The organism is Pseudomonas sp. ABFPK (assembly GCF_001586765.1).
In the GTDB taxonomy this organism is placed as follows: domain Bacteria; phylum Pseudomonadota; class Gammaproteobacteria; order Pseudomonadales; family Pseudomonadaceae; genus Aquipseudomonas; species Aquipseudomonas asiatica.
Genome location: NZ_LQXW01000010.1, coordinates 87617 through 100770 on the forward strand (window position 1 = coordinate 87617; position 13154 = coordinate 100770).

Here is a 13154-nt window from a genome sequence, read left to right on the forward strand (position 1 = left end):
GCATCTTGCTGCCGAGGCATGGCGTGCCTGCTGATCAGGGGTTGACCTGATAGCCGCGACCTTGCAGGCAGCCGGCGTAGGCACTGGCATGAGCCTGGGCTTTCGCTTCGTCCTGGCCGCGCCGGTCCTGACGGCGGTCCTGACGCTGGCGCATGCCACCAACCGCAGCACCGGCGGCGGCCACTTCGCCGGCGCGGTTCTGTCGGTATTGCTCCTTGGCATCGTCACCGACCCGGTCATACAGCTCGTCGTGCTGGTTGCCGCGCACCTGCGCGCCTGCCGCACCGGCAACCGCGCCGGCGGCGGCACCGCGTACCCGGCCACCGACATGGGGGTCGCTGGAGGTCGCGGCACTGTTCGCGGCATTGGTCGCGACAGTATTGCAATCATTGATATCCAGTTGCATCTGCTGGCTGCTCTGGCCCTTGAGCGGCACCACCGACTGCGCCTGGGCTGCCGATGCCGCGCACAGCAGCACCAGCAGGCAACTCCACGTGAACGTACGCATGGCAAACCTCCAGCGGGTGGGGATCCCGTTTCACAGGATAGTTCTCTTTGCTGCCGATGATGGCAGTTTTGCCGGGATGGTCTAAACCGGATATCAAACGTGGTTCGCCTGCGTATCACGGCGTGAATCCGGGCTACCTGTGGAAACCCCATGAGCCAGAGCCAGCAACTGATCATCTGTGAGTACTGTGACACGGTGTACCACCGTGCGCCGCTGCTCAAGCACCAGCGCGCCGTTTGCCAGCGCTGTGGCGGCGTACTGTACCGGCATACCTCGCTGACGGTGCAGCAACGCCTGGCCCTGAGTGTGACGGGTGGCATCCTGCTGGTGTTCGCCAACGCCTACCCGGTGATGACCATCGGCATGCAAGGGCTCACCCATTCCGCGACATTATGGGACTCGGTACAGATCCTCAGCCACGGCAGCATCACCTTCATCGCCCTGGTCATGGCCCTGTCGATCATCTTTGCGCCGGTGCTGCAGATTACGCTCTTGTGCTGGGTGTTGGGTTTCGCCCTGGCCGGCCAGCGCGCACCCGGTTTTGCCCTGTGCATGCGCAGCCTGGAGGGCCTGCGGCCTTGGAGCATGCTGGAGGTATGCCTGCTGGGGGCGATGGTGGCGGTGATCAAGCTGGCGGGGTTTCTCGATGTGATACCTGGCATCGGCCTGCTGGCGCTGGCCGCGCTGAGCATGCTGATCATCCATATCGCCGGCAAGGACATCCGCGGCCTTTGGGAGCAGGTATGAATATCCCGGCCAACGCCGACGACCTGGGCCTGTGCCTGTGCCATGGCTGCGGTCAGGCCTGCGAACTGGGCAGCGACAAGCACACCTGCGAGCGCTGTGGTGCCGCCATCCACCGGCGCAAGGCCAATGCAATCAGCCGTGGCTGGGCGTTTCTGCTGGCGGCGCTGGTTTTCTACATTCCCGCCAACCTGCTGCCGGTGATGCACACCGAAATGCTCGGCAGTGGCAGCGAAAGCACCATCGGCGGCGGCGTGCTGGAGTTCTGGGAGGCAGGGGCCTGGGACATCGCGCTGATCATCTTCATTGCCAGCGTGGGTGTGCCGGCCATCAAGTTCTTCTCGCTCGGCCTGTTGCTGTTCACCGCCCAGCGCGGTTCTACCTGGGCCTGCCGGCAGCGCTCGCAGCTGTACCGTTTCGTCGAGCTTATCGGCTACTGGTCGATGCTCGATGTGATGGTGGTGGCGCTGGTGGCGGCGCTGGTGCAACTGCGCGGGCTGGGCACCATCGAGCCGCGGGTGGGCATCCTGTTTTTCGGCATGGTGGTGGTACTGACCATGTTTTCTGCGATGAGCTTCGATCCACGCCTGATCTGGGATAGCCGTACCAACGAGGGAGGCCGCATTGATGGTGCAACAGACTGACAAGCGCGAGGGCGCGGGGCAGGTTGAAGTGCGCACCCGGCGCTGGAGCGTGTCGCTGGTATGGATCGTGCCGATACTGGCGATCCTGATCGGCGCTTCGCTGGTGGTGCGCAACTGGATGCAGCAGGGCCCGGTCATCGCCATTTCCTTCCACACCGGGGAAGGGCTGGTGGCGCACAAGACCCAGGTCAAGTACCGCAGCGTGGTGATCGGCGAAGTCACCACGGTGGACCTGGCCGACGACAAGAAGAGCGTGGTCGCCAAGGTCCAGCTGTCCAACGACGCCCGTGCGTTCGCCACCCAGGGGGCGCGCTTCTGGGTGGTGCGGCCACGCATTGGCGTGGGCGGCGTGTCCGGCGTGGACACGCTGCTGTCGGGCAGTTTCATCGGGGCGGATTCCGGCGAATCGAAAGTGCCGGAAAAGTCCTTTGTCGGCCTAGAGCTGCCACCGCCGATCACCTACGACGAAAAGGGCAAGCGCTTTGTCCTGACCGCAAGTGACCTGGGCTCGCTGGATATTGGCTCGTCGATCTACTACCGCAAGATCCCGGTGGGCGAAGTGGTGTCCTTTGCCCTGCAGGGCGATGGCAAGGGCGTGGAGATCGGCGTGTTCGTGCAGGCCCCTTACGACAGCTTCGTCACCGCCGATACCCGCTTCTGGAACGCCAGTGGCGTCGACATGCAGATCGGTGCCAACGGCCTGAAGATCGATACCGAATCACTGTCATCGATCCTGGTGGGCGGGTTGGCCTTTGGCTCGCCCGACTTCGCCCCGCAAGCCGAGCCTGCTGCCGACCAGGCGCACTTCCAGCTGTTTGCCGACCGCGATACCGCCCTGGCACCGCCCAGTGGCCAGGCCCAGTACCTGCAGTTGCGCTTCGACCAGGCCATGCGCGGCTTGTCGGTAGGCGCCCCAGTGGAGTTCAAGGGGGTCGAGTTTGGCCGAGTCACATCGGTGCAGCTCGACTATGATGCCACCCGCCAGACCTTCCCGGTGGTGGTCGAAGCGGTGATCTACCCGCAGCGGCTGGGGCCGGTACACCGCAAGATGCTGTCTGTGTTCAAGCATTCCGAAGGTGACATGGACGGCGCGCGACGGTTGATCGGCACCTTCGTCGAGCACGGCCTGCGGGCCCAGGCGCGCAGCGGCAACCTGATCACCGGGCAGATGTTCATCTCCCTGGACTTCTACCCGGATGCCCCCAAGGTGGCCTTCGACAAGACCGCAGACCCAATCACCATCCCCACATTGCCCGGCAGCCTGGAGCAGCTCCAGGAACAGCTGCAGCGGGTGGTGGAGCGCATCAGCAAACTGCCGCTGGAGAGCATCGCCAGCAACCTGGACGGCAGCCTGCGAGAGCTGCGTGCCAGCCTCAAGCAGTTCAATGGCCAGACGCTGCCGGAGGTGAAGGTGGCACTGGACGAAGTGCACAAGACCCTGAGCACGGCCAATTCGGCCATTTCCGAGGACTCGCCGCAGCGCGAGCGGATGGGGGAAACCCTGGACGAACTGGAGCGCATGTCGCGTTCGCTGCGTGACCTTGCCGATTACCTGGGGCGGCACCCCGAATCACTGATACGCGGCCGGCCGAAAGCGGCCACTGCCGCCGAGCTGGAACCCTGAGGAGACAGCCGATGCTTCGACTGCGCAATGTATGTGGCGCCGGCCTGCTGGCAGTGCTGTTGGGCTGCAGCAGTACCCCGAACAACTATCACACGCTGGTACCGAGCGAGCCTGTACGCGACGGTGGCCAGCGCATCCAGGTGGCGAGGGTGGTCGTGCCGCCGCAAGTGGACCGCCCGCAGTTGGTGGTGCGGCAAGGGCAGAGCGGCCTGGCCATCCTCGAGACGGAGTGGTGGGCGCCAACCTGGTGGATGAGTTTCGCAGCGCCTTGCAGGACCAGTTGGGCGGGCCGGTGGGTGGCGGCAAGGGGTTGCTGCGCGTGGACGTGCAGCGCTTCGATACCGTGCCGGGGCGCTACGCCTCGCTGGAGGCGGTATGGCGCCTGACGCGCTCGGGGGAGGCCGAACTGACCTGCCGTACCTCGCTACAGACGCCCGCAGACAACAGCATCGCCAGCCTGGTCAATGCCCACCAGGCCAATCTGCGCAAACTGGCCGAGGCGGTGCGGGTGAGTGCCCGTCAGGGCAGCTGTTCTGCATCCTGAGCGTCTCGCGCTCCTGCAGGGTGATCAGTTCAGGCGTCCAGCATTCTGTTTCTTGCCACTGCTGACCGTTTCCTGTGCCCGCTCGGTTTTGTCCATTGGCAACTGGTCGAAGTCGCGCAGGCCATCCTTGCGGTACGGGTCGCCGATCCAGCGCGGCGCCACCAGAAACTGCGGGCTCACCAGGCTCTTGGCCGGCTCGTAACGGTCGTAGCTCAGCCCGGCCAGGTCGGACAGGGTATGGATCAGGTGCGAGCTGCTGTAGGGGCGATCGGCCATCGCCTGCAAGTCGCGCGGGTGCTCGGCCTGCCAGCTTGGCGAAGTCCACAGCAAGAACGGGATGGTGTACATCGGCCGGGTCGGCGCGCCTTCGTTGCGCCCCAGGCGGTCGTGGTTGCCAGAGCTGTACACATCTTCGCCATGGTCGGACAGGTACAGCAGGAAACCATTGGGGGAACTGGCCGAGTAACGCTTGATCAGGCTAGACACCACGTAGTCGTTGTAGCGCACCGCGTTGTCGTAGAAGTTGTAGGTTTGCACCTGGTCGTCGGTCAGCTTGCCGGGCACCCCCTGGCGGTCGTTGAAGTGCGCGTAATCGTCCGGGTAGCGGTAGCGATAGTCCATGTGCGTACCCAGCAGGTGCACGATGATGAACTTGTTTGGCGCTGGGTCCTGCAGTGCCTTCTCGAACGGCGACAGCACCACGTCGTCGTATTGGCTGGCATTCTGGTTGCGCTGGTTGTTCAGGTAGACCGGCACGTCCGTCTGCTGCGAGAAGGTGGTCAGCATGGTGTTGCGCTTGGTCATGGTCTGCTGGTTGGTGATCCAGAAGGTCTTGTAGCCGGCCTGCTTCATCAGGTTGATCAGTGACGGGTCGGTGAGGAAACGGTCCGGGTTCTGCTCGTCGCCGAAGGTGAGGATCTGCTGCATCACTTCGATGGTATACGGGCGTGGCGACACCACGTTGCGGAACACCGTCAGGCCCTTGTCGCTGGCGGCCAGCGCATCGAGGTTGGGCGTGGTGTCGCGGTTGTAGCCATACAGGTGCATGTGTTCGCGAGTGGTGGATTCGCCCAGTACCAGCACCAGCGTGCGTGGCGCTGCACCACTGCTGTCACGCAGGTTCTGCAGGGGCGGCAGCGCGGCGTTCTTGGCCAGCAGCTCCTGCATGTTGTCCAGTTGCTGGCGGTACTGGCGGTAGCCGACCAGCAGTTGCCAAGGCACGGCGGGCTCCATGCGTTGCTGCACTTTCTCCGCCGCGTCGGCGAAGCTGCGCTCCTGGGTGACCATCTGCTTGTAGAACGGGTACACCAGGTTGGCCAACAGCAACAAGGCGACCACCGGCAGGCGGCTGCGCAGTGGCAGGCTGACCGGGCGTACGCGCTTCCACAGCAGCACCGCCCCCAGCGTGTACAACAGCAATGCCAGGCCCAGCCAGGCGCTGAAGTACTGACTGAAGTACTCACCGGCCTCGGCGGTGTTGGACTCGAACATCACGAAAATGACGCTTTGCGAGAACTCCTGGCGATAGATGCCGAAGTAGCTCAGGCCCACCAGTGAAGCAGCCCACAACACCAGGCCGATGACCGCTGCCGTGGCGCGAGTGAAACGCGGCAGCAGCAGTACCGGGGCCAGCCACAGGCTGCTGAGGAAGAATGCATCGCGAAAACCGGCGAACCCGGTGGTACCGCTGAACAGCAGCAACGCCTGGGTCACCCCCGAGAAGTACCAGAAGAACAGCAAAAGCCAGCCCAGGCCGGCCCAATCCACGCGCTTGGGCGAGGAGGGGGATGGAGTGTGTGACACGTATGCCTCGTCGTACTTGGCGGCCAGCGGATGTGCTCGTGGCCGGAAAGGGCGTGACGCTAATCTGCCGAGCGTGAAAATAACGTCAACGAGACGCTGGCCCAGGCAAGGTATGATGTATTCAGCCAAACCGGACTGACAGGTCGAGTGAGAATGAACCGTCGCAAGAAGATCAAGCAGCTACTGCAGGCGCACGCCAAGAAGGCCAGTGCCAAGCTGGCGCCGCGCAAGCCCAAGTACATTTGCAAGGCCGACCGTTTGAAGATGGAGGCCGAGGCTGCGGGGGATACCCCCACCTGACTGGCTGGCGCGGACCTTGTAGGAGCGGCCTTGTGTCGCGATCGGGCCGCAGAGCGGCCCCCTGGTTCCAGCATTACGGCAACCAATGCTGGGGCTGCTGCGCAGCCCTTTCGCGACACAAGGCCGCTCCCACATCGAGCGTGCCAACTGCGGATCAACGATCAACGGCGATAGTAGCGGTAGTCATCGTTGTAGCGGTGGTGCATGGCCCGCTCATGGCGGTGCTCCCAGTCGCGGCGCCGTTCCCAGTCGCGTCGGCGTTCCCAGTCTCGCCGGCGCTCCCAATCACGGCGGGCCTGCTCGCGCCGCCACTGTTCGCGGCGCCAGTCGCTGCGGTGGTCATGCCAGCGGTCGTCATCGTGGGCCAGCAACGTGGCTGGCTGTTCATCGGCCACACTGGCCACCCTGGACCAGGGGTTGCCGGCAGGCTGCAACGGTGATTGAACCGCCGGGGCAGCCACTGCGGGCGCCTTCATCTGTGTTGCCGATGCCGTGCCCATCGCCGCGAACGAGAACAGGCCGAGCAGCATCAACCTTGCGACATGTATTTTCATGAGCGAAGCCAACCTCTGATAACAATTGAGCCATCAGGCCAGCAGGTGTCGGGCGAACCTAGTCTCGCGTTCCGTTTCCTTTCTGTGCCTCCCACATAGACCGGTAAACGGGAAAAAGTTCGCAGCGGCAACAACTTGTAGAACTTCAGCGCTTCAAAAAAGGGCACCTTGCGCCTATGACAACACAAAACAAGCTGTACCTGTGGTAGCGGCGCTCATTTACCATGGCGGTTGTTTTTGCCCATTACCAAGGAAACCCGCCATGAGCGCCCCCCAGTTTCGCACCCCCACAGCCGCCGACGCCGAACGCTGTTACGCCATCGAAATCGGTGCCTACGAAGGCGACGAGGCGGCCACGCTGGAGAAGATCCGCACTCGCATCGCGCAGTATCCGCAGGGCTTCCTGGTGCTGGAAAACGCGGGCGAGATCGTCGGTTTCATCAATAGCGGCTGTGCCCACGAAGTGGTGATGTCCGATGAGGCATTCAAGGAGTTGGTCGGGCACGACCCGGCGGCGCCAAACGTGGTGATCATGTCGGTGGTGGTTGACCCGGCGTACCAGGGCAAAGGCTACGCCAAGCAGTTGATGGATGAATTCATCGCACGCATGAAGGCGGCGGGCAAGCTGACCATTCACCTGATGTGCAAGGAGCAGCATGTGGCCCTGTACCAGAAGCTGGGGTATCAGTACGTGAAACCGTCGCCGTCGGACCACGGCGGCATGGCCTGGCATGAGATGCTCATGGTCCTCTGATTTCGCAAGACACGGCAGCGTTGCCGGCGATGGGCCGCCAAGGCGGCCCCGAATGGTTGCTTACTCGCCGCTGACCAGCTGGCGTGCCAACTGGTTGTGGCGCTCCAGCACCCGTGGCAGGTCGACCGTGGCCAGCTGGCCGTCCTTCACCACCACACGGCCATTGATGACACTGGTGTGCACCTGGGTCGGGGTGCAGAACACCAGCGCCGCCAACGGGTCGTGGTGGCCACCGGCATAGGCCACGTGGCCGAGGTCGAAGGCGACGAAATCGGCCACCATGCCTGGCGCCAGTGCGCCGATGTCATTGCGGTTGAGCACCTTGGCGCCGCCGAGCGTTGCAATTTCCAGCGCCTCGCGCGCAGTCATCGCGTCGGGGCCGAAGCCAACCCGTTGCAGCAGCAAGGCCTGGCGCACTTCACCGATCATGCTGGCGCCGTCGTTGGATGCCGAACCGTCGACCCCAAGGCCCACCGGCACACCGTGGTCGCGCATCTTGCGCACCGGGGCGATGCCCGAGGCCAGGCGCATGTTCGAGCACGGGCAGTGGGCGACGCCGGTACCGGTACGGGCGAACAGTTCGATGCCGTGCTGGTCGAGTTGCACACAGTGGGCGTGCCACACATCGTGGCCGACCCAGCCGAGGTCCTCGGCATATTCGGCGGGGGTCATGCCGAACTTCTCGCGGCTGTAGGCGATGTCGTTGACGTTCTCGGCCAGGTGGGTGTGCAACGACACCCCGTACTGGCGCGCCAGAACGGCGGCTTCGCGCATCAGGTCGCGGCTGACCGAGAACGGCGAGCAGGGCGCCACCACGATGCGGCGCATCGAGCCGTGGCTGGCGTCGTGATAGTCCTCGATCAGGCGCTGGGATTCCTTGAGGATGTCGGCTTCCTTCTCCACCACCGAATCAGGCGGCAGTCCGCCTTGGCTGCGGCCCACGCTCATGCTGCCGCGCGCGGCGTGGAAGCGCATGCCGATCTCGTCGGCGGCATGGATGCTGTCGTCGAGCTTGCAGCCGTTGGGGTAGATGTACAGGTGGTCGCTGGAGGTGGTGCAGCCGGACAGGATCAGTTCGGCCATGGCGGTCTGGGTCGACACCGCGATCATCTCGGGTGTCAGGCGTGCCCAGATCGGGTAGAGGTTGGTCAACCAGTTGAACAGCTCGCCGTCCTGGGCCGCCGGCACCACGCGGGTGAGGCTCTGGTACATGTGGTGGTGGGTGTTTACCAGGCCCGGCATGACCACCTTGCCGCCCATGTCCAGCACCACGTCGGCATGCTGTGGCAGGGTATCGCTGGGGCCGACCTGGCGGATCAGGTTGCCTTCGATGAACATTCCGCCGTTCTTGATCTCGCGGCGTTCGCCGTCCATGGTGACCAGAAGTTCGGCGTTTTTGACCAGTAGCGTTGTTGGAGCATTTGTAGATGACATGGCTTGAGTCTGTCGCAATACGCATCGGCGATTACCGATGTCATAGGCGCAGGGCATTGTAAGCAAGGTTTTTGCGGATTGTATACAGGGCTGATGGTCCTGTGCTGGCCTCTGTATGTGCGGCCCCCTGTGGGACCGCGCAAATGCTCGACAGCGGGGTCACTCGGCCATCTGCAACTCAGGCAGCTTCACCCGAAACGCGCGGGTCAGCCCCAGCAGCACCACAAGGCCCATGCCCATCCAGCACAAACCGATGGTGAACGACAGGCTGGTAAGGCTGCTCCACAGCCACAACGTGCTGAGGAAGCCCAGGCCGGGAATGGCGCCATACAGCAAGTAGTTGCGACCACCACGCAGCTTCTGGTCGATGAGGTAGTGCTTGACCACGGCCAGGTTCACCGCCGAAAAGGCGAACAGCGCGCCAAAGCTGATCATGTTTGCCACCGTGTCGAGGGTGATCACCAAGGCAATCAGCGACAGCAGGCTGACCAGCAGGATGGCCGTGGCCGGTACGCGCTTTTTCGTCACCAACTGGCCGAATGCGCGGGGCAACGCACCGTCGCGGCCCATGGCGAACAGCACCCGCGACACGCTGGCCTGGGACACCATGGCCGAGGCGAAGCAGCCGGCCACGTAGGTGGCGGTGAAGGCGGTCACCAGCAGCTCGCCGCCAACCCGGCGCATCACGTCCACCGACGCCGAGTCCGGGTCGGCGAAGCTGCCCCAGTCAGGGAACACCATCTGTGCGCAGTACGACACCACCAGGAACAACATGCCGCCGATCAGCGACACGGCGAGGATCGCCACGGGGATGCGGTAGGTGGGGTTGCTGGTTTCCTCGGCCATGGTCGAGACCGCATCGAAGCCCAGGAACGACAGGCACAGCACGGCGGCGCCGGTCATGATCAACGGCACGCTGAAGCCTTCGTGGTGGAACGGCGCCAGCAGCGACACCGGCTGCGCCTGCCCGCTGAGGTTGTGGATGGACAGGGCGACGAACACGATGATGAACACCAGTTGCACCACCACCAGGATCCAGTTCACCCGGGTGATCGACTCGATGCCGATCAGGTTGAGGAAGGTGACCAGGGCAATGGAGCCCGCCACCCACACCCAGGCGTGGATGGCCGGGAAGTACTCCGACATGTAAATGCCGATCAGCAGGTAGCTGAGCAGCGGCAGGAAGATGTAGTCGAGCAGCAGGGTCCAGCCGGTGATGAAACCGATGTGGCTGCCGAAGGCCTTGCGGGTGTAGGTGTAGACCGAGCCGGAGTAGGGGTGGGCCTGGACCATGCGGCCATAGCTGTAGGCGGTCAGCAGCATGGCGGCGAGGGTCAGCAGGTAGGCGATGGGCAGGTGCCCCTTGGTCATCTGGGTGACCAGCCCGTAGGTGGTGAATACTGCAAGGGGGACCATGTAGGCCAGGCCGAACAGCACCAGGGCGGGCAGCCCCATGGACTTGCGGAAACGGCCGTTGCTGGCGGTGGGTTGCGACGGGCTATGTGCAGGGCTATGGGCTGTACTTGTTGTTGTATGCATTGCTAACTCCTGGAAAGGGATGCAGGACGCCGCGGTATGCGAGCGGGCTCGATACCGGTGGGTGTTGTGCAAGGAGGTCGAGCGGGTGGCTCGCAGCGCTGGGGCGGGTTGATGCTCCCACACCCCGCCGGTACCCGGAATCACCCTTTGGGGTGAGCCGGCAGGGGGCTTTGCCTGCTCACCCCAAAGGGTGATTTCGGTGTTTGCAGTGCCATGGGAGTATCTTGCCAACGACGCACCGCACTGGCAGCGGTGCCTTTACTTGAGACGGCAGGCCCAAAGTGACTGATCAATTGCTTTCGCAACAGTGGTTCGAGCACCTGGCCAAGGTCACCGAGGCGATCGGCCGACCGGGCTTTGCCGCCACCCTGTTTGCTGCGCTTGGCGTGATCCGGCCGATCCAGGCGACCACGGTGTACCTGTACCCGCACGACGGCATGCCCTGCGCGCTGTTCGAGCAGGACGACAAGGCGCCCTGGCAGCCCGAGGGCAATGTCAGCCGCTACCTGTCCGGCTTCTATCTGCTCGACCCGTTCTACGGCGCCTGTGTGGAGCAGGTCGAGTCCGGTTGCTACGGCCTGTTCGAAGTGGCGCCCGACCATTTCGAGGTCAGCGAGTACTACCAGTCGTTCTACCGGCACTCACACCTGGAGGATGAGCTCAACTACATCCTGCAGGTCGCGCCCGGGCAGAGCCTGGCAGTATCGCTGGCGTTCACCGACAAGCTCGATGGGCAAACCCGTGCGTTGTTCGCGCGTATCACGCCCTGGGTGCTGGCGGTGCTCAGCAAGCATTTCGCCGGGCTGGACAGCCGCGCCGGGCGCTTCGAGAACATCCTCGAGCAGCGCATCCACGCGGCGCTGAACAACTTCGGCAGCTCGCTGCTGACCGAGCGTGAATGCCGTATCGCCCAGCTGATCCTGCGCGGCCACTCGACCAAGTCGCTGGCCGAGCGCCTGGGGGTGTCGGAGGACACCATCAAGTCACACCGCAAGAACGTCTACGCCAAGCTCGACATCGGCACCCAGTCCGAGCTGTTCTCCCTGTTCATCGACGCGCTGGCCAATGCCCAGGGCGTGCTGGGCAAGGACCCGCTGGAAAGCTACATGGGCAAGCTGCGCTGAGCGCAAGCCACCCTGCAACCCCACCGCAAAGGAAAACCAACAATGAATGCGCCTTTCGCCCCGCAACGCCAGACCCGTGACTACCAGGCAGCCGATGCTGCGCACCACATCCATGCCTTCCTCGACCAGAAGGCGCTGAACGCCGAAGGGCCGCGGGTGATCGTCGGTGGCGAACGCCTGCACCTGTGGGACAGCGAGGGCAAGCGCTACCTGGACGGCATGTCCGGCCTGTGGTGCACCCAGCTCGGCTACGGCCGCCGCGACCTGACAGCCGCAGCTGCCACGCAGATGGACCAGTTGGCCTACTACAACATGTTCTTCCACACCACCCACCCGGCGGTGATCGAACTGTCCGAGCTGCTGTTCAGCCTGTTGCCGGGGCACTACAGCCACGCGATCTACACCAACTCCGGCTCCGAGGCCAACGAGGTGCTGATCCGTACCGTGCGCCGCTACTGGCAGGTGGTTGGCCAGCCGAACAAGAAGATCATGATCGGCCGCTGGAATGGTTACCACGGCTCGACCCTGGCCGCCACGGCGCTGGGTGGCATGAAGTTCATGCACGAAATGGGCGGGTTGATCCCGGATGTGGCGCACATCGATGAACCGTACTGGTACGCCGAGGGCGGCGAGCTGACCCCGGCCGAGTTCGGCCGCCGCTGCGCGCTGCAGTTGGAGGAGAAGATCCTCGAACTGGGGGCCGAGAACGTCGCCGGCTTTATCGCCGAGCCGTTCCAGGGCGCGGGCGGCATGATCTTCCCGCCGGAAAGCTACTGGCCCGAGATCCAGCGCATCTGCCGCCAGTACGACGTGCTGCTGTGCGCCGATGAAGTGATCGGCGGCTTTGGCCGCACTGGTGAATGGTTCGCCCACGAGTACTTCGGCTTCGAGCCCGACACCCTGTCCATCGCCAAGGGCCTGACCAGCGGCTATGTGCCCATGGGTGGCCTGGTGCTGAGCAAGCGCATTGCCGAGGCGCTGGTGGAGCGGGGCGGGGTGTTCGCCCACGGCCTGACCTATTCCGGCCACCCGGTGGCGGCGGCGGTGGCCATCGCCAACCTGAAGGCGCTGCGTGACGAAGGCATCGTGCGCCAGGTGAAGGAAGACACCGGGCCGTACCTGCAACGCATCCTGCGCGAGGTGTTCGCCGACCACCCGTTGATCGGCCAGGTGCAGGGTGCCGGGTTGGTGGCGGCGCTGCAGTTCGCCGAGCACAAGCCGACGCGCAAGCGCTTTGCCAATGAGAACGACCTGGCCTGGCAGTGCCGCACCTTCGGTTTCGAGGAAGGGGTGATCATTCGCTCCACCCTGGGCCGGATGATCATGGCGCCGGCACTGATCGCCAACCACAGCGAGCTGGATGAGTTGGTAGAGAAGACCCGCATTGCCGTGGACCGCACGGCGCGCCTGGTCGGCAAACTCTAGACCGCTGATCCCTGTGGGAGCGGGCAAGCCCGCGAACACCGGCGAAGCCGGTGCCATCCACCGTGTCGCCTGGTTCGCGGGCATGCCCGCTCCCACAGAGGGAGTGCGGCGTGCTTGCGGACTGTGTGGTACCTGTTACTTGCGCAAGAAGACCGCA

At 64.1% G+C, this 13154-nt stretch carries 12 protein-coding genes and 1 pseudogene; 8 read left to right on the forward strand and 5 right to left on the reverse strand.

Translation table 11 applies throughout. From position 1 onward, the window contains the following. Positions 1 to 34: 34 nt before the first annotated feature. Positions 35 to 508, reverse strand: coding sequence for a YMGG-like glycine zipper-containing protein (locus WM94_RS08510; protein ID WP_003259312.1), 474 nt, complete (start codon positions 506 to 508; stop codon positions 35 to 37). A 150-nt stretch (positions 509 to 658) separates the two neighbouring features. Between WM94_RS08510 and WM94_RS08515 the strand changes: the two genes are divergently transcribed. The 4 genes and pseudogenes from WM94_RS08515 to WM94_RS08530 all read left to right on the forward strand — a co-directional run bounded on the left by WM94_RS08515 (position 659) and on the right by WM94_RS08530 (position 4064). After that, on the forward strand, positions 659 to 1255 hold the full coding sequence (locus tag WM94_RS08515; protein ID WP_013972087.1) for a paraquat-inducible protein A: 597 nt from the start codon (positions 659 to 661) through the stop codon (positions 1253 to 1255). Next, complete coding sequence (locus WM94_RS08520) at positions 1252 to 1896, forward strand: paraquat-inducible protein A (protein WP_061550957.1); 645 nt, start codon at positions 1252 to 1254, stop codon at positions 1894 to 1896. The genes WM94_RS08515 and WM94_RS08520 overlap by 4 nt, the downstream gene beginning before the upstream one ends. Beyond that, positions 1880 to 3520 (forward strand): intermembrane transport protein PqiB, encoded by a 1641-nt coding sequence (locus WM94_RS08525; RefSeq protein WP_061550958.1) that lies wholly within the window; start codon positions 1880 to 1882, stop codon positions 3518 to 3520. Before WM94_RS08520 ends, WM94_RS08525 begins: the two co-directional genes overlap by 17 nt. 11 nt (positions 3521 to 3531) lie before the next feature. Beyond that, positions 3532 to 4064: pseudogene (locus WM94_RS08530) on the forward strand (membrane integrity-associated transporter subunit PqiC). 24 nt (positions 4065 to 4088) lie between these two features. Here WM94_RS08530 and WM94_RS08535 read toward each other — a convergent pair. Continuing rightward, positions 4089 to 5867 (reverse strand): phosphoethanolamine transferase CptA, encoded by a 1779-nt coding sequence (locus tag WM94_RS08535; protein WP_082810536.1) that lies wholly within the window; start codon positions 5865 to 5867, stop codon positions 4089 to 4091. A gap of 153 nt (positions 5868 to 6020) precedes the next feature. Between WM94_RS08535 and WM94_RS28870 the strand changes: the two genes are divergently transcribed. Continuing rightward, positions 6021 to 6167, forward strand: coding sequence for a DUF2986 domain-containing protein (locus WM94_RS28870; RefSeq protein ID WP_023662626.1), 147 nt, complete (start codon positions 6021 to 6023; stop codon positions 6165 to 6167). Between the two features lie 161 nt (positions 6168 to 6328). On the opposite strand, the gene WM94_RS08540 is transcribed toward WM94_RS28870, so the two are convergent. After that, complete coding sequence (locus tag WM94_RS08540; protein ID WP_013972093.1) at positions 6329 to 6697, reverse strand: hypothetical protein; 369 nt, start codon at positions 6695 to 6697, stop codon at positions 6329 to 6331. A gap of 286 nt (positions 6698 to 6983) precedes the next feature. Between WM94_RS08540 and WM94_RS08545 the strand changes: the two genes are divergently transcribed. Continuing rightward, the gene (locus tag WM94_RS08545) at positions 6984 to 7475 is read left to right on the forward strand and encodes a GNAT family N-acetyltransferase (protein ID WP_061550960.1); all 492 of its coding nucleotides are present in this window, start codon (positions 6984 to 6986) and stop codon (positions 7473 to 7475) included. Positions 7476 to 7535: 60 nt separating this feature from the next. Here the strand turns inward: WM94_RS08545 and WM94_RS08550 are convergent, their stop codons facing one another. Both WM94_RS08550 and WM94_RS08555 read right to left on the reverse strand, forming a co-directional pair. Continuing rightward, positions 7536 to 8909, reverse strand: coding sequence for an 8-oxoguanine deaminase (locus WM94_RS08550; protein ID WP_061550961.1), 1374 nt, complete (start codon positions 8907 to 8909; stop codon positions 7536 to 7538). 159 nt (positions 8910 to 9068) lie between these two features. Beyond that, positions 9069 to 10448, reverse strand: a complete 1380-nt coding sequence (locus WM94_RS08555) for an APC family permease (protein ID WP_054571868.1) — start codon at positions 10446 to 10448, stop codon at positions 9069 to 9071. 281 nt (positions 10449 to 10729) lie between these two features. Between WM94_RS08555 and WM94_RS08560 the strand changes: the two genes are divergently transcribed. Both WM94_RS08560 and WM94_RS08565 read left to right on the forward strand, forming a co-directional pair. Then, positions 10730 to 11572, forward strand: a complete 843-nt coding sequence (locus WM94_RS08560; protein WP_061550962.1) for a helix-turn-helix transcriptional regulator — start codon at positions 10730 to 10732, stop codon at positions 11570 to 11572. 42 nt (positions 11573 to 11614) lie between these two features. Then, on the forward strand, positions 11615 to 12997 hold the full coding sequence (locus WM94_RS08565; protein WP_038409318.1) for an aspartate aminotransferase family protein: 1383 nt from the start codon (positions 11615 to 11617) through the stop codon (positions 12995 to 12997). The last annotated feature ends 157 nt before the right edge of the window (positions 12998 to 13154 follow it).